Origin of the sequence: Pantoea sp. B623 (assembly GCF_024814475.1) — a bacterium.
Lineage (GTDB): Bacteria > Pseudomonadota > Gammaproteobacteria > Enterobacterales > Enterobacteriaceae > Pantoea > Pantoea ananatis.
In genome coordinates this window covers 2,915,090-2,936,003 of sequence record NZ_JANUXM010000004.1, presented here as the reverse complement: position 1 = coordinate 2,936,003, position 20,914 = coordinate 2,915,090, and the positions used below count along the sequence as shown (strand labels likewise).

The window sequence follows — 20,914 nt, the reverse complement described above, 5'->3', positions numbered from 1 at the left end:
AACGGGCGGGTAGCTTACACTTATCCACTTAACCTGACGGCGAGAAATCTGCTATGCGTTACGCTCTGTTACTGACGTTAAGTTTGTTGTTAAGTGGCTGCTCGCTGTTCCAGGTGACGCCAAAGGCCCCGCCCGCGCCAACAGGTCACGCGCAGTCTATTACCCGTGCCCAGAGTGGCGGTTTACCGAAGCTGGGCACCATTAGCGCCAGCGTAAGAGGCTCGCCTGACGACGCGCAGCGTGCCATTGCTGCGCGCGCGAATCAGGCCGGTGCCGTTTATTATCAGATTTTGATGGTCGACGAAACGGTTACCCCCGGGATCTGGTACACAACTGCCATCCTGTATGGCGCCTCACCTGCCGCTGGCGCGCGCCAGTAAGCGGTCGGTCAGTGGCCCCTCGATTTTGCGCGTGCCGCGCGGGTCGAGCCACTGACTGCACCATGCATCCGCCACTAACGGCTCGGCGTGCTTCAACAACTGTGCCGCCGTCGCCAGTTGCAGCAGCCTGTCGGTAAGTTCACGGGCCTGCGACTCATCCATTTTGCTCAGGTGCAGAGCCAGCTGTCGCCAGCTGCGATCGAAATGGCGGTTACAGCCTTTAACGGCGTCAAACGCCTGCCTGAGCATGTCCAGCGTGCCGCTCTGGCGGCCCACCACTCTTAATACGTCAAGGCACATCACGTTGCCCGATCCTTCCCAGATACTGTTAACCGGAATATCACGATAGAGGCGAGGCAGTTCGCTGTCTTCGCAATAGCCCACGCCGCCCAGTATCTCCATGGCCTCAGCGATAAAGGGGGCACCTGCTTTACAGATCACATATTTCGCCGCCGGGGTGAATAACCGGGCGAAGGCGGCTTCATGGACGTTGGCGGGAGAAGACCAGGCACGAGCCAGGCGTAGCAGCAGTGCCGTTTGCCCTTCTAACTGCAAGGCCTGACGCGCCAGCACCTGACGCATGATCGGTTGATCCACCAGAGTTTTGCCCATGACCTGGCGCTGATGTGCGTGGTACAGCGCAACGGAAAACGCCCGGCGCATTTGGCCGTGGCTGCCCAGCGCGCAGTCAAGACGCGTCATGCCCGCCATTTTCAGGATCAGACGAACGCCTTCGCCCTCTTCGCCCAGCAGCCAGCCGGTCGCATCCCTGAACTCCACCTCACTGCTGGCGTTGGATCGGTTACCGAGCTTGTCTTTTAACCGCTCAATGACGATGGCATTTCGTGAACCGTCCGGCAGCAGCCGTGGCAGAAAGAAGCAGCTGAGCCCCTGCTGCGTTTGCGCAAGAATCACATGCGCATCGCTTTGCGGCACAGAGAAAAACCATTTATGCCCGACGATACGATAGGCTTCACCGCTTCCGCGCCTGTCCAGGGGCTCTGCGCGCGTCGTGTTGGTCAGCACATCGCTGCCGCCCTGCTTTTCAGTCATGCCCATGCCAATCAGCAGACCGCGCTTCTGATCGCCCGGAACCGCATGCGTGTCGTAACGATCGCTGAGTAAGGGTTCAAGCCAGGACTCAAACCGGGCAGGCAAATAACGCTGTAGTAAAGGGATTGCCGCGTGGGTCATGGTCACCGGACAGAGCGTTCCGGCCTCAACCTGAGCATGCAAGATAAAGCGTGCCGCACGGGCCACGCTGGCATTTGGCTGTACGTCAGGCTGCCAGCTGAGGTTATGCAGACGGCTGGCGCAAAGGCCCTGCATCAGTACATGCCAGGCTGGATGAAAGCGGACGTCATCCAGCCTGACGCCGCGTGCATCATAACGGTGGAGTTCAGGCGGACTGGCATTGGCGAGCCTGCCCAGCTCCAGCGATTCTGCACTGCCCAACTGCCTGCCGACTGACGCCAGCCACTCGCTGTCCCAGCCGCCGCCTTCACGCTGCAGTGCGTCACACAGCGGAACATCAGACAGAAACAGATTGCTGTGACTGAGGGGAAAAGGTTGGTTGAAAACGGTGTGAGTTGTCCAGGTCATAACGGCTCCTCGCGGATATCACTCACTCAGTATGTAAGGTGAGCCACCATTATGACCGGACAGAAAGACTAAATTGCGGCAGCGATCACGCGTTACGCTGACGAACCGCTTCAAACAGGCAGACGCCAGTGGCCACTGACACATTGAGGGACGAAACGCTGCCTGCCATAGGGATACTGATTAGCTCATCGCAGTGCTCACGCGTCAGGCGACGCATCCCTTCACCTTCAGCCCCCATGACAAGCGCCATCGACCCGGTCATCTTGCTTTGGTATACAGTATGGTCGGCTTCGCCAGCGGTGCCGACGACCCAGATGTTATATTCCTGCAGCAGGCGCAAGGTGCGTGCCAGATTGGTTACCCTGATGAGGGGAACGTTTTCTGCCGCACCACTGGCAACCTTTTTCGCCGTCGCGTTCAGCGGTGCGGAGCGATCTTTGGGGACGATCACGGCATGGGCGCCTGCGGCATCGGCGCTACGTAAGCAGGCACCGAGGTTGTGGGGATCGGTAACGCCGTCGAGCACCAGCAGGAACGGCTTTTCCAGGCTCTGCAGCAGATCCGGCAGATCGCCTTCCTGATACTGGCGGCCCGGCTTCACACGCGCCACGATCCCCTGATGTACGCCGCCTTCCACCTGGCTGTCCAGCCATTTACGATCGGCCAGTTGAATCACGATCCCTTGAGCTTCTAACGCGGTCACCAGCGGTTGCAGGCGACGATCGTCGCGGCCTTTGAGAATAAAGACTTCCTGGAAACGCTGAGGATCGCGTTCCAGCAGCGCCTGCACGGCATGGATACCAAAAATAATTTCGCTCATCAATCTGCTCAGTGGTTGGAAATGAATGGATAACAGCCCCTGCATGCACGCAGGGGCTGATGTGCGCATCAGGCCGGCTTCGCCTTCTTCGCGGCACGCTTAGCCTTGGTGGCGGCGGCGATTTTACGGGTTTTCTCGGAAACTTTTTTACTTTTTTTCTCAGTCTTTGCTGCAGCAGGCTGACTGCTGCTGTTGCGGAAGGCTGAATCCGGCTCGAAATTCGTTTTGCGACCGGCCTGGCGGCGATGCTTCGTCGGTGCCTTAGCGTTCCGCTTCGCCTTATCCCGTTCCGTTTTGCCTTCGCCACGTACCTGGCGCTTGCTGGAAACCAGCGCAAAGTCGATTTTACGCTCGTCCATATGGACCGCTTCGACCCGGACTTCAACGGTATCGCCCAGGCGATAGGTACGACCGCCAGATTCGCCAATCAGTCGCTGCCCTACCGGATCGAAACGATAGTAGTCGTTGTCCAGCGTAGAGACATGAACCAGCCCGTCGATAAAGAGATCGCTCAGGCGCACAAAGAAGCCGAATCCGGTCACGCTGGAGATCACGCCGTTAAAGACGTTGCCTACCTGATCCTGCATAAAGTCACACTTCAGCCAGTCTGCCACATCGCGAGTGGCCTCATCGGCACGGCGCTCTGTCATGGAGCAGTGCTGGCCCAGCTGCAGCATCTGTTGCATATCGTAATGGTAGCCGCCGGTAGCCGTGGTCAGGCCTTTTACTTCGCCCTGCTCTTTTGCCAGCAGATACTTGATGGCGCGATGCAGTAACAAATCCGGATAGCGGCGGATTGGCGAAGTGAAGTGCGCATAAGAGGCCAGCGCCAGGCCAAAGTGGCCCCGGTTTTCCGGATCGTACACCGCCTGTTTCATGGAACGCAGCAGCATGGTTTGCAGCATTTCCGCGTCGGGGCGATCGGCAACCTGATCCAGTAGCGCGGCGTAATCGATCGGCTGCGGTTTGTTACCGCCCGGTAAGCTCAGACCCAACTCATTCAATACCGTGCGGAAGCTTTTGATACTGTCATCGCTGGGACGATCGTGATCGCGGAACAGTGCCGGTTCCTGATGCTTCTCGACGAAACGCGCGGAGGCAATGTTTGCCAGAATCATGCACTCTTCAATCAGCTTGTGGGCATCATTACGTGAGGTGCGCTCGACACGTTCAATTCGACGTTCCGCGTTGAAGATAAATTTCGCTTCTTCGGTTTCAAATGAGATGCCGCCGCGCTCTTCACGGGCCGTTTCCAGCACCTGATACATGTTGTGCAGTTCCTGCAGGTCTTTCACCAGCGGCGCATATTGCTCACGCAGTTCCGGATTGCCCTGCAGAATATTCCAGACTTTGTTATAGGTCAGACGTGCATGGGAGTTCATCACGGCTTCATAATGCTTAAAGCCGGTGAGCTTACCTTTTGACGACACGGTCATTTCGCACACCATACACAGGCGATCGACCTGTGGATTCAGCGAACACAAGCCGTTCGACAGCACTTCCGGCAGCATCGGCACCACCTGCGAAGGGAAATAGACCGAGGTACCGCGCTGCTGCGCTTCGTTGTCCAGCGGTGTGCCGGGACGAACATAGTAACTGACGTCCGCAATCGCGACCCACAGCCGCCAGCCGCCGCCGCGTTTTTTCTCGCAGTAAACCGCATCATCGAAGTCGCGCGCATCTTCACCATCAATAGTGACCAATGGCAGATCGCGAAGGTCAACACGGCCTTTTTTTGCCGACTCCGGGACCTCTTCATTCAGTTTGCCCACCTGAGCCTCAACCTCTGGCGGCCAGCTGTGCGGAATTTCATGCGTGCGCAGCGCCATATCGACCGCCAGGCTGGTGCCCATGTCATCGCCCAGAATCTCTGCGATTTTGCCGATCGCCTTCGAACGACGCGTTGGGCGCTGCAACAGTTCAACCACCACCACGGAGCCCATTCGGGCATTCATGGTTTCGTCAGGGCCAATCAGGATGTCGAAGCTCAGACGGCTGTCATCAGGCACCACAAATCCCACGCCCGCGTCCGTAAAGTAGCGGCCGACGATTTGATTGTTACGCGGTTCCTGTACCCGCACCACACGGGCTTCACGGCGGCCTTTGCGATCCGCACCCAGTGGCTGGGCCAGAATCACGTCGCCGTGCATGCAGAATTTCATCTGTTCCGCAGACAGGTAGAGATCGTCTTTTTGTCCTTCTGCGCGCAGAAAGCCATAGCCATCACGGTGGCCAATGACTTTTCCACGGAGCAGATCGAGACGTTCTGGCAAGGCATAACACTGGCGGCGGGTAAAAACTAACTGACCGTCACGCTCCATCGCACGTAAACGACGGCGCAAGGCTTCGAGGTGTTCTTCTTCCTGCAGGTTCATCTCTTGTGCCAGCTCTTCACGGCTGGCCGGTTTTTCTCGTTTTTCTAATAACGCCAGAATAAATTCACGGCTTGGAATAGGGTTTTCGTACTTTTCAGCTTCTCTGTCCAGAAAAGGATCTTTTGACATTACGGTTCCTCCGATGTCATTTAATATTCATTGCCACCGGCGGTTCGGACAATATAATTTCATATAAAGGTGTATTACCTTCTACTAAGTCTGCCAGCGTGTAGCCATCCAGCTCCTGTAAAAACAGCTGCACGGCGTCATGTAAGGCCTTTTTAAGGCGGCAGGCGGGCGCGATAGAGCAGTTCGAGCAATCCACTAACTGTAGTGGCTCCATTTTGCGTACCACTTCACCTATCACGATGTCCCTGGCGCTCATGCCCAGGCGGATACCACCATTTTTACCACGAATGGCGGAGACGAATCCTGCACGACTAAGCTGATTGATAATTTTGACCATATGATTACGCGATACGCCATAGGTATCGGTGACTTCAGTGATATTGGTCAGCCTGCCTTCCGGCAAGGTGGCCATGTAAATCAGCGCCCGCAGGCCGTAATCGGTAAAACTTGTTAGCTGCACAGTGACCTCAGTCAATCATCCGGTGGCACGTCTATGCTCGCCCGTCCTGCTCTTTATTTCAATGTTGAACTGGCTCTTTCGTATCGAGCTACGATGATAAACCAGACTGTTGACGACTGTGTATTTTTTCAGCCAGTGAAGGGTTTGACAAGCGAAGGGGCGTTTAGTGGCATCAAATTACATAAAAAACAAAGGCCGGACAATGTCCGGCCACAGGATGATTATGCGTTGAAAGGATCGCGCAGAATCATCGTCTCGCTACGGTCTGGACCCGTTGAAATAATATCAATTGGCACACCGGTCACTTCTTCTACACGTTTAATGTAGTCACGCGCGGCCTGGGGCAGGCCTTCCAGCGTTTTCACGCCAAAGGTTGTCTCGCTCCAGCCCGGCAGGGTTTCGTAGATCGGCTCAATGCCTTCCCAGTTTTCCGCTGCCAGCGGCGTGGTGGTGACTTCGCTGCCATCAGGCATGCGGTAAGCCACACAAATTTTCACTTCTTTCAGACCATCCAGCACGTCCAGCTTGGTCATACAGAAGCCGGAGAGCGAGTTAATCTGCACGGCACGACGTACAGCGACCGCATCCAGCCAGCCAGTACGGCGGCGACGGCCTGTTGTGGCGCCAAACTCGTTGCCCTGCTTGCACAGGAACTCACCGGTTTCGTCGAATAACTCGGTCGGGAACGGGCCTGCACCGACACGCGTTGAGTAAGCTTTAACGATACCCAGGACGTAATCCACAAAGCGTGGACCAATACCTGACCCCGTCGCCACGCCACCGGCAGTGGTATTTGAGGAGGTCACATAGGGGTAAGTACCGTGGTCAATATCCAGCAGCGTGCCCTGGGCACCTTCGAACATGATCAGATCGCCACGCTTACGCGCCACGTCTAACAGTTCAGAAACGTCAACAACCATGCTGGTGAGGATGTCGGCAACCGCCATCACATCGCTCAGCACTTTGTCGTAGTCAACGGCTTCTTCTTTGTAGTAATGCACCAGCTGGAAGTTATACAGGTCGATCACTTCTTTCAGCTTGGCTGCAAAGGTTTCTTTGTTAAACAGGTCGCTGACGCGCAGTGCACGGCGGGCTACTTTGTCTTCATAAGCAGGACCGATACCGCGACCTGTGGTACCAATGGCTTTTGCACCACGCGCTTTCTCGCGCGCCATATCCATTGCCACATGGTATTGCAGGATCAACGGGCAGGCTTCAGAAATCAGCAGACGTTCGCGTACCGGAATTCCACGCTCTTCCAGGCCTTTCATCTCTTTCATCAGAGCTTCAGGAGAAAGCACCACGCCATTACCGATGATGCTGGTAACGTTGTCACGCAGAATGCCAGAAGGGATTAAGTGGAGGACGGTTTTTTCACCGTTGATGACAAGTGTATGGCCCGCATTGTGGCCGCCTTGATAACGCACAACGTAATTAGCGCGCTCAGTCAGAAGGTCTACAATCTTACCTTTACCTTCGTCACCCCATTGGGTGCCCAGTACGACGACGTTCTTACCCATTTCTCAAAATCACCGATTGCTTAAAAAAGGATTCTACCATCTGATTTTTCGGTTTTCAGCACTTTTAGCATACGATTGCGCGCTTTTTTGCCTGAGTTTTGATCACTACAACATCCAGGGGTAAAATCGAGGCTGAGATACCATTCAGACGGCGAGGCTGAACGCATCAGAGTTCGCCATGCAGACGCAACATACAGTAAATCACCATTCCTGCCACCACCAATCCCCCGCCAAATCGATGTAACAGGCGATCGGGCAATTGTGTCATGCTCAAAATCACACGTCGCCACAGACGTGGCATAAACATTGGCCCCAGGCCTTCCAGCACCAGAACCAACGCCAGTGCCATCCAGATATTCACGTTCATACTGCATCCAAAAAAAAGGCCGACAACATTGTCGGCCTGTTAGTTATATCAGTTCTTAACGCGTGGCGTTAGAAGGCGCCTTCATATAGCGGAAGAAGTCGCTATCCGGGCTCAGCACCATGACGTCCTGATTTTCATTGAAGCTGTTTTCATACGCGCGCAGGCTGCGGATAAAGGCATAGAAATCCGGATCCTGGCTGAATGCGTTGGCAAACAGTTTCGCCGCTTCTGCATCACCATCACCGCGGGTAATCAATGCCTCACGCTGTGCTTCTGCCAGCGTACGGGTGACCTGGTAATCGGCCTGGGCGCGCAGTTTTTCGGCCTCTTCCTGACCCTGCGAACGCTGACTACGTGCAACGGCTTCACGTTCTGCGCGCATACGGTTGAAGATCGCATCCGACACTTCCGTCGGCAGGTTGATCTGTTTGATGCGCACATCTACAACCTGAATCCCTAACGCCGCCATACTGTTTGGATTAGGCGCAGGTTCGCTGCTGTTGGTTTCACGCTCAACCCGCGCGGCTGCACTGGCGATAGCATCATCCGCAGCAGGCGTGGCAACTTCGTCGTCACCGCCCGCCGTACCGGTGTTCAATGCATCGCGCACGTCGGTGGTTAAACGGCCTCGTGAATCGGTCACGATGTCTTTAACGTCAAGACGTCCCATCTCTGAACGTAAACGGTCACTGAATTTACGTTTCAGCAGGACTTCAGCCTGAGAAACATCCCCGCCACCGGTCGCCAGGTAGTAACGACTGAAATCGCTGATGCGCCACTTGATGTAAGAGTCCACGATCAGGTCTTTCTTCTCTTTGGTTACAAAGCGATCGGCCTGGTTGTCCATGGTCTGGATACGTGCATCCAGCATCTTAACCGTTTCGATAAACGGAATTTTAAAATGAAGACCCGGCGCAAACACCTGCGGTTTGTTTTCGCTATCGCGTAACACTTTACCAAAGCGCAGAACGATACCGCGCTCGCCTTCCTGAACCACGAACAGCGACGCATAAAAGGCCACCAACGCGATAATGATTAGTACAATTACTGGCTTACGCATTGATTACTCTCTCCCTTCGCGCTGGGTATCGTTGCGCAGAGCATTGGCTCGACGCTGATCCATGATGCTGTCTGGACTGTATGACGACGTGTCATTGCGGCTGGCACTGCGATCGGAAAGCGAGGGCAATGTTGAGCTGCTTTTTTGTCCACTCTTCGCGGATGAAGACTCGCCGCCACGCATCAGTTGATCGAGAGGCAGGACCATCAGATTGTTACCGCGATCGTTCACCAGCACTTTACGTGTATGGCTCAGCACGCGTTCCATGGTCTCGATATACAGACGCTCTTTGGTGATTTCCGGCGCGGCTTTGTACTCAGGCAACAGCTTGGCAAAACGCGCGACTTCACCCTGTGCTTCCAGAACCGTACGCTCTTTATAGGCACGTGCTTCTTCCAGAACACGCTGTGCACGACCGTTAGCACGCGGCTGAACTTCGTTGGCATAGGCTTCGGCTTCACGTACGTACTGCTCACGGTTTTCCCGTGCGGCAATCGCATCGTCAAACGCCGACTTCACTTCTTCTGGTGGACGTGCCGCCTGGAAGTTCACGTCGAGAACCGTAATGCCCATATTGTAAGGACGAATGGTTTCGTCGATTTCACGCTGGGTTTCGCTACGCACGACCGTACGACCTTCGGTCAGAATACGGTCCATGGTAGAGCGACCAATGACGCCACGCAGGGCGCTGTCGGTTGCCTGACGCAGGCTGTCGTCGGCGCTGGTCACCGCGAATAAATAGCGCTCAGGATCGGTAACGCGATACTGCACGTTCATTTCAACGCGCACGACGTTTTCATCAGAGGTCAGCATCACACCTGATGCCGCCAGTTCGCGAACGGCTTCAACGTTGACCGCGCGCACCTGATCGATAAAGGTCGGTTTCCAGTTCAGGCCCGGCTCCACCAGGTGGCTGAACTTACCAAAGCGAGTGACTACGCCCCGCTCGGCTTCTTTTATCGTGTAAAATCCGCTCGCGGCCCAGATGACGACGGCGGCTACGGCGACGATACCAAAGATTTTGCCACTACCACCGGAACTGCGCTGACCGTTATCACCTTTTTTGCCACCACCGAATCCGCCGAGCTTTTTGCTCAGTTTACGGAAGATATCATCCAGATCAGGAGGCCCAGATTCCTTACCTCCCTTATTTCCCCCAGAGTTGCCGCCTTGATTATTGCTGCTTCCCCACGGGTCGCGGTCCTGTCCGTTATTTCCGGGCTGATTCCACGCCATGTCATTACTCCATTTATAGTTTTAGCGGCTTACCCGTTGTATTCCGTATTGTCGCTACGCTGGCTACGCTCATTGCCCTGACCCTTTGCAAAGTCACTGTCAGAGAGCAAACCCCCAACGCCGCACGACAACATAAAATCCTCAGAGTAAGTTCGATTTGGCAATATCAAACAATATAACTGGTCAGCGACGGCTCCTGCTTGCACAAGCGGCGCCAGTCAATCACGGGCATACGCACATGCAACCCTACACAGCCGTCTTCTTCGTTCCACTCTTTTTCAATCGCCTGCAACTGATAGAAGCGGCTGCGTAAGCGACCCGCCTCCGGCGGCAGACGTAAATCATACTGCGCAATTTCACCGGACAACCTCTCGGAAAGCGCCTGCCACAATAAAGGAATGCCGACGCCGGACTGTGCAGAGAGCCACACGCGGACAGGCATATTTTCTTCATCACGGTCGATGCGCGGCTCAAAACCGTCCAGCATGTCGATCTTATTCATGATCAGTAACGTGGGGATTTCATCAGCGTCGATTTCCTCCAACACCTCATTAACCGCGCCGATATTTTCATTAACCCGGACATCGGCGGCATCGATCACGTGCATCAGCAGCGTGGCCTGACGCGTCTCTTGCAGGGTAGCTTTGAAGGCGGCAACCAGATCGTGCGGCAGGTGGCGAATGAAGCCAACGGTATCGGCCAACACCACGTCGCCCACATCAGCGACGTTTAGCCGACGCAGCGTGGGGTCCAGCGTCGCAAACAGCTGGTCCGCGGCATAGACATTGGCAGACGTAATGGCGTTAAAGAGAGTAGATTTACCGGCGTTGGTGTAGCCCACCAGTGAAACAGTCGGGACGTCCGCTTTGGCACGCGCCTGGCGGCCCTGCTCGCGCTGTTTTTCAACACGTTCAAGACGCGACAAAATCTGGCTAATGCGCCCGCGAAGTAAACGGCGGTCAGTTTCTAACTGGGTTTCACCCGGACCACGCAGGCCAATCCCGCCCTTCTGGCGTTCAAGGTGCGTCCAGCCACGTACCAGACGTGTTGCAAGGTGACGCAACTGCGCCAGCTCAACCTGCAATTTACCTTCGTGGGTACGTGCGCGTTGGGCAAAAATATCAAGAATCAAGCCAGTGCGGTCGATAACACGGCACTCGCACAGGCGCTCAAGATTACGTTCCTGAGCGGGCGTTAAAGCATGATCGAAAAGAACGACCGATGCTCCACTTGTTTTTACCGCATCGGCAATTTCAACGGCCTTTCCTTCACCGACAAAATACTTTGGGTGTGGCGCTTTACGACTGCCGGTGACAACCTGCAGTGCTTCAACGCCAGCAGAAGACACCAGGGTTTCGAATTCCTGTAAATCTTCCAGCTCTTTGTCTTGGGAGAACCAGATGTGTACCAGTACGGCCTGCTCACCGGCATCATAACGGTCAAACAAGCTATAACCTCGCTTATATAAAAAGACCAGGATGGAAAACCTGACGCTTTCCGATCCTGGTTAAACGGTGCCGCCTTACTCTGCGTTATCACCGTCTTGTTGTGGCTGCGACTGCGCAGAAGTGCTGCTGCCGCCATGATGGTAATTGTTGCTGCTGCCACCGCCGGTATTGTTGCTATGGTGAGAAACCGGGCGTGAAGGCACGACGGTAGAAATGGCGTGCTTATAAACCATCTGACTTACCGTGTTTTTCAACAAGATCACGAACTGATCAAAGGATTCGATCTGACCTTGCAGCTTAATACCGTTAACCAAATAAATCGAAACCGGAACACGTTCACGACGCAGTGCGTTCAGAAACGGGTCTTGTAATGATTGCCCCTTAGCCATTCTATCTTTTCCTTATATGCTTGTTGTTTGTTGCTTGTAGAACACAGTGGTTCTGAAAAAAACTGCGTAAAAATTTGCGCACGTAACTTGCCAATTGTACACAATCACCCATGCTTCGCACTAACAACCTTCAGTACTGTATCACGCGCTGAGTGAGGTTCATCACTGTCTAGCCAGTGAATATTTTCCCAACCACGTAACCAGGTCATCTGGCGTTTAGCGAGTTGCCGGGTTGCGCAAACTCCCCGATAAACCATTTCGTCGTAATCGATCTCGCCAGCCAAATACGACCACATCTGGCGATAGCCAACACAACGAATGGAAGGCATATCCGTATGCAAATCACCTCGTGCAAACAGGGCCCGAGACTCCGCTTCAAATCCTGACGCCAACATCTGATCAAAACGCAGTGCGATGCGTTGATGCAACAGTTCGCGGTTCGCGGGGGCGATAGCAAACTGATGCACATCGTAGGGTAACGCTTCACCAGAAATTTTTGTCAGTTCCGTTAAAGTTTTACCCGAAATAAAAAAAACTTCCAGTGCTCGCGAAAGTCTCTGCGGATCATTCGGATGAATACGACTGCCTGCGACCGGATCAATTTCGCAAAGTTGACGATGTAAAGCTTCCCAGCCTCTTTCATTCGCCATTTGCTCTATTTTTTGACGAACCTCCGGATCGGCCGAGGGCAGCGGCGACAATCCTTCAAGTAACGCCTTGAAGTAGAGCATAGTTCCACCAACAAGCAACGGAATTCGTCCATGCTGAACGATATCCGCCATTTCTGCTAACGCATCCCGCCGGAACTCTGCCGCCGAATAGGCTTCGGCAGGATCGCGAATGTCCAGCAAACGATGGGGCGCCTGCGCCCGCTCTTCTGCAGAGGGTTTTGCCGTACCGACATCCATCTGACGATAAATCAGAGCCGAATCTACGCTGATAAGCTCTACAGGTAAGTGCTTGCGCAATTCGATCGCTAATGCGGTTTTGCCTGACGCTGTAGGCCCCATCAAAAATATTGCCTTTGGCCGGCCAGCCTGGTTCAGTTCACTCATGCTTCAACGCGTTGACCGCGCTCTCAATCTCAATGGCTTGTACTAAGCCAGAAGGTGGCGATTTCAGTAACTGCGGACAAAGCCTTTCGAGCTCAGCCAGCAAGGTAATCGCCTGGGAGTGATTCCAGTGTTGAGGCTCTGCATCTTCACGTCGCGCCAGCCACTGGGCCAGTTGCGTAGCAGAGTTCTCTTGCTGCCGGGCGAGATAGCCTAACAGTTCAGGAATCAAGATTTGTAAATTTTGTGTTCGTAACGGTAAAGGCACCGCACGCAGGATAATGTGGTCACCCTCAGGGTGTAAATCAATGCCCATCAGGTTGAGCAGGCTGAGATTTTCCTGGGCCGCCTTGCGCTCCGCCGAGGCGATTTTTAACCGCACCGGGATCAAAAGCGGCTGTGATTTCAGCCCACCTTCGGTAGGTTCTAACTGTGCCTGCTTTAACCAGCGGGTTGCCACAGGCAGAGCCATTAGCAGTAACCGCTGGCCCTGCTCAAGCAGAGCATACTGGCCTTCAAGCACGGTTAACACGCGGCCAAAACTGTGGGCGTGAGCCGCCAGAGGTGGCACGGCACTGACCGGCTCTCGTGCCGCAGGCTCGGCACTTTTGGTTGCCGGCGAACTCGCCGGCGTTTTAAGAAGCTGCTGGTAAACCCGGCCTTCGCGTTGGCTGTATCCGGCGTCTTTATTTTGCCAGGCGGGTGCAACCGATGGCCTGGCCGCGTCACCTGTGACAGCCGGCTGGCTGAAATGATTGCCGCCTGCCGCCTGGCGGTTTTCCTGCTGCCAACGCGGAGTGGGTTCTTCAGCCTGTAACGTTGGCAGAACCGGGGAGGCGCTTTCCTGCAGCACGCTCATGACGCCCTGATAGATGAAGTCATGCACCAGACGTGACTGATGAAAACGCACTTCGTGTTTTGCCGGATGCACATTTACATCGACCTGATGCGGATCTATCTCTAAATACAAGACGTAAGCGGGGTGCTGATCATCCTGTAGCTGGCTCTGAAACGCCTGACGTATAGCATGATTGATCAGCTTGTCACGCATCATGCGGCCATTAACATAGCAATACTGAATATCACTCACCTGACGGGAGCCGGACGGATCGGCAACCCAGCCGCGCAATACAAGGTCATCATGTTGCCAGTCTATGCGTAGCGCATGCTGCATGAAGGTCGTCCCGCATATGGCACCCAGCCGACGCTCACGTTGCCCGTCATCATTGACGGCCCGGTACTGACGCATCAGTTTGCCGTTATGGCTTAATGAGATAGCCACGTCAAAGCGCGCCAGCGCGATGCGCCGGATCACTTCATCAATATGCCCGAATTCAGTTTTTTCAGTGCGCATGAATTTGCGCCGGGCTGGCGTGTTGTAAAACAGGTCAAGCACTTCCAGCGTCGATCCACAAGGATGGGCGGCGGGCTTAACAGTAACGTCCATATCGCGCCCTTCAGCATACGCCTGCCAGGCTTCGTTTTGCTCGGCCGTGCGCGATGTCAGGGTCAGACGAGACACTGAGCTGATACTGGCCAGGGCTTCACCGCGAAAGCCCAGGCTCATAATGGCCTCAAGATCGTCCAGCGAAGCAATTTTACTCGTGGCATGCCGAGCCAGCGCCATTGCCAGCTCATTTTTCGCTATACCGCAGCCGTTATCGCGGATGCGAATCAGTTTTGCGCCACCCTTTTCAATTTCCACATCAATGCGCGTCGCCCCGGCATCAAGGCTGTTTTCCACCAGCTCTTTGACGACCGATGCAGGACGCTCAACCACTTCTCCCGCCGCAATTTGGTTTGCGAGTTGCGGCGGCAAAATTTGTATTGGCATGCTGGATATCCTTGTGGCTGACAACCCGGCACGGCGGCCGGGCTAACAATCAGGATGCAGGGATTTTCAGGTTCTGACCCAACATCACGTTGGTGGATTTCAGGTTATTCGCCTGGAGAATCGATTTAGGGCTGACGCCATAATGCGCGGCGATACTGCTCAGCGAGTCTCCCCGCACCACTTTATGCCGCACCGGGCGATGCGCCCCTGAGGAAGCCGGTGCGGTACGGCTGGCCACCGCACTGGCCGGAACTTTCAGCCGCTGCCCCACCCAGACAACATCGCGCTTCAGGGTGTTCATCTGCCGCAGTGTTGCCATGCTCACGCCATATTTTGCCGCGATTCCTGAGAGCGTTTCGCCGCGCGTTACAGTATGCCGCTGAATGGCGCCCGTATACTGCGTCTCTCCGGTCGCCGGATTACTGACTACGCTGACCGCTGGCGACGTAGCCAGCGGCCGGTTTTCCTCCTTTGGGACCGATTGTAGCGGGTGCGCCAGGAAATAAGCGCGCAGTCCTTTATATATCGACTGAGCAATCTTATCCTGGTGTGCGCTACTGCCGAGCAGTCGCTCCTCCGAGGCATTACTAATAAAACCGGTTTCCACCAACAGGGAAGGAATATCCGGCGAACGTAACACGCCAAGACTGGCATGCTCAGGTAAACGCTTGTGTAAAGACGTGACGCCACGCAGCTGCTGAATCACCTTCGTCGCGATGTCATACCCGACGCGCTGCGAGTGACCAAACTGCAAATCCAGCACGGCCTGACTCAGATAGGGATCGGCCTGACTGTTCGCCAGCAGATCGCCTGCTCCGCCTAACAGTTCTGACTGTTTCTCTTTCTGCTCCAGCCAGTTTGCCATCTCACTGTTCGCGCGGCGGTTAGACAATACCCAAACAGAGGCTCCGGTTGCCGCATGGCTGGGTGCCGCATCGGCGTGAATTGACACCAGCACGTTAGCATTCGCTTTGCGCGCAACGTCTGAACGGCCCATTACAGAGATAAAATAGTCGCCGTCACGCGTCAGAACCCCTTTGAACATGGGATCGTCGTTTAACAACACTTTCAGTTTACGCGCAATGGCGATGGTGACGTTTTTCTCTTTAAGTCCGTGCTGGCCTATCGCCCCGGGATCCTGGCCTCCGTGTCCGGCATCAATGGCTACAATAACCGTGTCGTTTCGGCTGGCAACCCCACCGGGACGGACCGTGCTGTTGGTGTTGGTGACCGTGGTCACCGGGTTAGCATTGAACGGATTACTGGCTGCGGTTTCCCGTGCTCGTGTCGGCGCAGGCTCGGCTGCAACCACGGGCGCGCTGCGCGTAACGGCCGGATGTTTACCCTGTATGGTAAAGACCACGCTGTACTGACTGCCGTTGCGTTGCGTAACGGCGCGGGTTTTTCCAGACTGCGTCAGCTCAAAGACCAGACGTATGCTTTGTTTATCTTTTGGGGTACTGGTACGAATGCGTTTAACGATGTTATCGCCGCTAAACGTCAGGGGTAAGCCTTTGATGACGCCGCTTTGACGAATATCCAGCACCACACGGTCGGGATTGTGTAGCGGAAAGTAGGCATAAACCGGTTGGCCGGAAAAACTCAGCGTAACCGTGGCCTGATTTCCGCCATTCGATACCTGAATATCAGACAGGTTAGCGGCAAACAGGGGGCCGGTAATGAGTAGCAATCCTGCCACAACGAGCATTTTCATCCATGTCATCATGCCCGGACCCTGCCTTGTTCGATCTGATCAACCCAGCGCTGCCCCTGGGCGGAGTGCGCAACCAGCTCGGCTTGCCGCGCTTCATCGACATAACGGAGCGTCAACGCCACGTCCGGCGGGGGCAAAATACCGGCGCCCTGTTGGGGCCACTCAACCAGACAAACCGCGTCGTTCGTGAAGTAGTCACGAATGCCCATAAACTCCAGCTCTTCCGGATCGGCAAGGCGGTAGAGATCGAAATGATAAACGGAACGCCCTTCAAGAACATAAGGCTCGACGAGGGTGTAGGTAGGGCTTTTCACATTGCCCGGATGACCGGATGCCTGCAAGAAACCGCGGCTGAAGGTGGTCTTTCCTGCGCCGAGGTCGCCATAAAGATAGATCACCGCCGCATTGCCACAGGCCTGCGCCAGTTGAGCACCCAGTTCGAGTGTTGCCGCCTCATTGGGCAAAGATATAACACAGCTCTTCATGCTTCTTGATTCATCTCTGGATTAACAAACTGCCACAGCAGATCAAATAAGTCTGATGCCAGCATGCCGCGCGTGCCCCGCTGCTCAGCCAACGTATCAGCGGCAGCACCGTGAGCAACACAACCTGCACAGGCAGCATCAAACAGCGCCAATTTTTGTCCCATTAACGAGGCAATAATACCGGTGAGCACATCACCCATTCCGCCCGATGCCATCCCGGCATTACCCACATCGGCAAACGCCATTTGCCCGTTTTCACTGGCGATAATCGTGCCCGCACCTTTTAATACGGCAACGCCACCATAACGTTTCGCCAGCTCTCGTGCGGCTTGTAAGCGGTCACTCTCAATTTCGCTGGTCTTAACACCCAGTAAACGAGCAGCTTCACCCGGATGCGGCGTTATAATGCGATTCTGACGTTTCTCAGCGCTTATTGCCAGCAAGTTAAGCGCATCTGCATCCCAAAGCATGGGCTTTTCAGTACTTTTAACCTTTTCGAGCGCCTTTTTGCCCCATTCCCGCTGTCCCAGCCCCGGACCGATGGCGATGACGTCCGCCCATTCCAGCGCATCAGCCAGTCCCGCGTCCGTGAGCACATCCACCATAATTTCCGGGCGCGCGGTGAGGATAGGGATAATATTGTCTTTGTGAGTAAGCACTCGCACCAAACCACTTCCCGTTCGTAGCGCGGCTTCTGCCGACATCCGCACGGCACCGGCGGTGCCGCTGTCACCGCCTATCACCAACAAACGCCCCTGATCGCCTTTGTGGGACGTTGCTTTACGCGGTTTCAGCCAGTGGGATAAGAAACGGGCATCATAGCGAGCCATAGGCGGCGACTGCGCTGACAGAAAGCTTTGCAGTCCCAGGTCGGCAAAGTAAAGCGACCCAATACAGTCCCGCGCCTTGCCGGTAAGCTGTCCGGGCTTCAGCGCAATAACGCTCAACGTATGCGTGGCATTGATAACCTCTCCCGGTGTGTTGCCTGTCGCTGCAGACAGACCAGAGGGGAGGTCAATCGCCATGACTGGCGCGTCATGTGCGTTTGCCTGAGTTATCAGGGTGGAAACAGGTTCGGCGGGCGCCCGGCTGATGCCTGTTCCCAGTAACGCATCGACGATAATATCGACCTTTTCAGGCCAGGCCACGTCGGGCGCATGGATCACCCCACCCGCTTCAAGCCAGCTGTTTCTGGCGGCCTCCGCTTCGTCGGGCAGCGGCTTATCGCTATCACAGGCCAGAAGCGTCACCTGTTTGCCTGCAGCCTGCGCCAGACGGGCAACCACATAACCATCGCCTCCGTTATTGCCATGACCGCACAGCACCAGCCAGTGCTCTGCATCCGGCCAGTGGACAGTTATATGCTCATAGGCGGCCTGTCCTGCCCTTAACATCAGCTCGTAGAGCGAGATACCCAGTGCATCGGCACCCTCACGCTCAAGTTGTGCCAGTGCCTGCGCAGGCCAGACAGAGTGTGGTAAACTGCTGCCGTTTCTCTTCGAATTCTGGTTAGTCATGTCATACCCTCTCGATCTTGATCAACTCGCTCAACACATTAAACAGTGGGGACGCGATCTCGGCTTTCAGCAGGTCGGTATTACCGACACCGATCTCAGCGCTGAAGAACCGCGTCTGCAGGCATGGCTGGACAAACAGTACCATGGCGAGATGGAATGGATGGCCCGCCATGGAATGATGCGTGCGCGTCCCCATGAGCTGTTACCCGGTACGCTGCGGGTGATCAGCGTGCGCATGAATTATCTTCCTGCCAAAGCCGCTTTCGCCAGTACGCTGAAAAACCCACAGTTAGGTTATGTCAGCCGCTATGCGCTGGGCCGTGATTACCACAAAGTATTGCGCAATCGCCTGAAAAAGCTCGGAGAAATGATTCAGGCCCACTGTGGCGAAAGCCAGTTTCGTCCGTTTGTCGATTCTGCCCCACTGCTTGAACGCCCTCTGGCAGAGAAAGCCGGATTGGGCTGGACCGGCAAACACTCGTTGATCCTGAACCGCGAAGCGGGCTCATGGTTTTTCCTGGGGGAATTGCTGATCGATCTGCCTCTGCCGATAGATTCCCCACAGGAAGAGCAGTGTGGACGCTGCGTGGCCTGCATGACGATTTGCCCGACAGGCGCTATCGTGGCGCCTTACACGGTGGATGCCCGCCGCTGCATTTCCTACCTGACGATTGAGCTCGAAGGCGCCATCCCCGAAGCGCTGCGGCCCCTGATGGGAAACCGCATTTATGGCTGTGACGACTGCCAGCTCATCTGCCCCTGGAACCGCTATGGGCAACTGACTGACGAAGCGGATTTTTCACCCCGCGCAGCGCTGCATGCGCCAGCGTTAACCGCCCTGTTTCAGTGGGATGAAGCGAAATTCCTGCGTATTACCGAAGGCTCTCCCATCCGCCGAATTGGTTATCAGCGCTGGTCACGCAATATTGCGGTGGCGCTAGGGAATGCCCCGTGGAGCGCAGAGATCCTCCCCATACTCGAACAGCGGCTGGGGGAAAGTGATTTACTGGACGAACATATTCAGTGGGCCATTGCGCAGCAACAGGATAAGCGAAAGCACGTAGAGATTGACGTACAGCCAGCACAGCAAAAAAGGCTCGTCAGGGTAATAGAGAAGGGATTGCCGCGTGATGCCTGATTGCGCAACGATACACAGGAAACAGATTTCCACATCCTGTGAATAAAAATAAAAACACCTTGTCATTCAATCGTAATAACACAAGTGACAGAATCAAATAACATAATGAAATATTATTATTTCTTTAACTATCAATAGATTAAATAAAATTTGTGTTATTTTGCAAATGCGTCTAGCGTTTGGCTTAATCCCTATATCTGTGGATAACTCTGTTTAAAAGAGTTTTACAGAACGGCAAAAAAGCATGAACAGTCATCTGTCCTGCTGTGGATAACTCTGACTGTAGTACTAAAGATCATCATCCAGCCTGGCAGGCTGCGACAAAGAAAGTGACAAAACTGGAGCGGGAAACGAGACTCGAACTCGCGACCCCGACCTTGGCAAGGTCGTGCTCTACCAACTGAGCTATTCCCGCATAGAGGGTACTGCTAAACATAATTTGGAGCGGGAAACGAGACTCGAACTCGCGACCCCGACCTTGGCAAGGTCGTGCTCTACCAACTGAGCTATTCCCGCATAGAGGGTACTGCTAAACATAATTTGGAGCGGGAAACGAGACTCGAACTCGCGACCCCGACCTTGGCAAGGTCGTGCTCTACCAACTGAGCTATTCCCGCGCCTTGTACCGTCATAAATTCTTCACCGGTACGGGGTGCGCATTATACGAGAAATCGCTGCTGCTGCAAGATGCTTACAGCAAAAATTTGCGCTTTTGATGCGTTTGCTGCTTATTGCATCAACCTGGCGATTTCCTGCGCACCCTTTGCGGTTTAAAGCTGCAAAAAGTGTTGGCGGTAGTACGCCAGTTCGGCAACGGACTCACGAATATCGTCTAACGCCTGATGCGAGCCGCTCTTTTTGAAGCCTGGAAGAATGTCTGGCTTCCAACGACGAGCCAGTTCCTTGAGCGTGCTGACATCTAAATAGCGGTAGTGGAAATAGGCTTCCAGCTCTGGCATGTACTTGAACAGGAAACGGCGATCCTGCCCAATGCTGTTGCCGCAGATGGGCGAGGTGTTTGCGGGCACCCACTGCTGTAGGAACTCGATAGTCGCTTTTTCCGCAGCGCGATCGTCAATCTTACTGGCCTTTACCCGTTCCACCAAACCGCTATTCGTATGTGTACGAACGTTCCATTCGTCCATTAAGGCGAGCTGTGCATCTGACTGATGAACCGCCATCACCGGCCCTTCAGCCAGGATATTGAGGTCGGCATCGGTCACGATAGTGGCGATCTCAATAATGCGATCGCGTTCCGGATCGAGTCCGGTCATTTCAAGGTCGATCCAAATTAGATTATTTTCGTTTCCAGTGGCCATGCTGTTACCTGTGGTTGCTGAGTCGTCATTCATCATGAATAAGGTGTATCATAGACGTTTTGCCCCTCA

18 protein-coding genes and 3 tRNA genes are annotated in these 20,914 nt (G+C 54.7%); 2 read left to right on the top strand and 19 right to left on the bottom strand.

Annotated elements, in window-relative coordinates; all coding sequences use genetic code 11:
• Positions 1-53: 53 nt before the first annotated feature.
• Positions 54-380, top strand: a complete 327-nt coding sequence (gene bsmA / locus NXS97_RS15475) for a biofilm peroxide resistance protein BsmA (RefSeq protein ID WP_014594721.1) — start codon at positions 54-56, stop codon at positions 378-380.
• Here bsmA and NXS97_RS15470 read toward each other — a convergent pair.
• From NXS97_RS15470 to nnr, 15 genes are all read right to left on the bottom strand, one after another.
• Positions 354-1,982 (bottom strand): isovaleryl-CoA dehydrogenase, encoded by a 1,629-nt coding sequence (locus NXS97_RS15470; RefSeq protein WP_028715852.1) that lies wholly within the window; start codon positions 1,980-1,982, stop codon positions 354-356. The genes bsmA and NXS97_RS15470 overlap by 27 nt on opposite strands.
• A gap of 85 nt (positions 1,983-2,067) precedes the next feature.
• Positions 2,068-2,802, bottom strand: coding sequence for a 23S rRNA (guanosine(2251)-2'-O)-methyltransferase RlmB (rlmB, locus tag NXS97_RS15465; protein WP_028715853.1), 735 nt, complete (start codon positions 2,800-2,802; stop codon positions 2,068-2,070).
• 68 nt (positions 2,803-2,870) lie between these two features.
• Positions 2,871-5,306 (bottom strand): ribonuclease R, encoded by a 2,436-nt coding sequence (gene rnr / locus NXS97_RS15460; RefSeq protein WP_013027397.1) that lies wholly within the window; start codon positions 5,304-5,306, stop codon positions 2,871-2,873.
• 16 nt (positions 5,307-5,322) lie between these two features.
• The gene (gene nsrR, locus NXS97_RS15455; protein WP_014604899.1) at positions 5,323-5,766 is read right to left on the bottom strand and encodes a nitric oxide-sensing transcriptional repressor NsrR; all 444 of its coding nucleotides are present in this window, start codon (positions 5,764-5,766) and stop codon (positions 5,323-5,325) included.
• A 221-nt stretch (positions 5,767-5,987) separates the two neighbouring features.
• Complete coding sequence (locus NXS97_RS15450) at positions 5,988-7,286, bottom strand: adenylosuccinate synthase (protein WP_013027399.1); 1,299 nt, start codon at positions 7,284-7,286, stop codon at positions 5,988-5,990.
• Between the two features lie 166 nt (positions 7,287-7,452).
• Positions 7,453-7,653, bottom strand: a complete 201-nt coding sequence (locus NXS97_RS15445; protein WP_013027400.1) for a DUF2065 domain-containing protein — start codon at positions 7,651-7,653, stop codon at positions 7,453-7,455.
• Between the two features lie 55 nt (positions 7,654-7,708).
• Entirely contained in the window at positions 7,709-8,713 is a 1,005-nt protein-coding gene (hflC, locus tag NXS97_RS15440) for a protease modulator HflC (protein ID WP_013027401.1), read from the bottom strand.
• A 3-nt stretch (positions 8,714-8,716) separates the two neighbouring features.
• Positions 8,717-9,949 (bottom strand): FtsH protease activity modulator HflK, encoded by a 1,233-nt coding sequence (gene hflK / locus NXS97_RS15435; protein ID WP_013027402.1) that lies wholly within the window; start codon positions 9,947-9,949, stop codon positions 8,717-8,719.
• Between the two features lie 166 nt (positions 9,950-10,115).
• Positions 10,116-11,396 carry a ribosome rescue GTPase HflX gene (gene hflX / locus NXS97_RS15430; RefSeq protein WP_014594724.1) on the bottom strand — a complete coding sequence of 427 codons (1,281 nt, stop codon included), beginning with the start codon at positions 11,394-11,396 and terminating at the stop codon, positions 10,116-10,118.
• 75 nt (positions 11,397-11,471) lie between these two features.
• Positions 11,472-11,786, bottom strand: a complete 315-nt coding sequence (hfq, locus tag NXS97_RS15425) for an RNA chaperone Hfq (RefSeq protein ID WP_013027404.1) — start codon at positions 11,784-11,786, stop codon at positions 11,472-11,474.
• A gap of 104 nt (positions 11,787-11,890) precedes the next feature.
• Positions 11,891-12,841 (bottom strand): tRNA (adenosine(37)-N6)-dimethylallyltransferase MiaA, encoded by a 951-nt coding sequence (gene miaA, locus NXS97_RS15420; RefSeq protein WP_013027405.1) that lies wholly within the window; start codon positions 12,839-12,841, stop codon positions 11,891-11,893.
• A complete protein-coding gene (gene mutL / locus NXS97_RS15415) occupies positions 12,834-14,672 on the bottom strand; it encodes a DNA mismatch repair endonuclease MutL (RefSeq protein ID WP_014594725.1) in 1,839 nt (612 codons plus the stop codon). Before mutL ends, miaA begins: the two co-directional genes overlap by 8 nt.
• 49 nt (positions 14,673-14,721) lie before the next feature.
• Positions 14,722-16,398 (bottom strand): N-acetylmuramoyl-L-alanine amidase AmiB, encoded by a 1,677-nt coding sequence (gene amiB / locus NXS97_RS15410; RefSeq protein ID WP_013027407.1) that lies wholly within the window; start codon positions 16,396-16,398, stop codon positions 14,722-14,724.
• Positions 16,395-16,871, bottom strand: coding sequence for a tRNA (adenosine(37)-N6)-threonylcarbamoyltransferase complex ATPase subunit type 1 TsaE (gene tsaE / locus NXS97_RS15405; protein WP_015699417.1), 477 nt, complete (start codon positions 16,869-16,871; stop codon positions 16,395-16,397). Before tsaE ends, amiB begins: the two co-directional genes overlap by 4 nt.
• Positions 16,868-18,388, bottom strand: coding sequence for a bifunctional ADP-dependent NAD(P)H-hydrate dehydratase/NAD(P)H-hydrate epimerase (gene nnr, locus NXS97_RS15400; protein ID WP_110286673.1), 1,521 nt, complete (start codon positions 18,386-18,388; stop codon positions 16,868-16,870). The genes tsaE and nnr overlap by 4 nt, the downstream gene beginning before the upstream one ends.
• Here nnr and queG point away from each other — a divergent pair.
• Positions 18,387-19,526 (top strand): tRNA epoxyqueuosine(34) reductase QueG, encoded by a 1,140-nt coding sequence (gene queG, locus NXS97_RS15395; RefSeq protein ID WP_013027410.1) that lies wholly within the window; start codon positions 18,387-18,389, stop codon positions 19,524-19,526. The genes nnr and queG overlap by 2 nt on opposite strands.
• 339 nt (positions 19,527-19,865) lie before the next feature.
• On the opposite strand, the gene NXS97_RS15390 is transcribed toward queG, so the two are convergent.
• The 4 genes from NXS97_RS15390 to orn form a co-directional block, all read right to left on the bottom strand.
• Positions 19,866-19,941, bottom strand: a tRNA-Gly gene (locus tag NXS97_RS15390).
• A 25-nt stretch (positions 19,942-19,966) separates the two neighbouring features.
• Positions 19,967-20,042: transfer RNA gene (locus NXS97_RS15385), tRNA-Gly, on the bottom strand.
• Between the two features lie 25 nt (positions 20,043-20,067).
• Positions 20,068-20,143, bottom strand: a tRNA-Gly gene (locus tag NXS97_RS15380).
• A 153-nt stretch (positions 20,144-20,296) separates the two neighbouring features.
• A complete protein-coding gene (gene orn / locus NXS97_RS15375; RefSeq protein ID WP_014604895.1) occupies positions 20,297-20,845 on the bottom strand; it encodes an oligoribonuclease in 549 nt (182 codons plus the stop codon).
• Between the last annotated feature and the right edge of the window lie 69 nt (positions 20,846-20,914).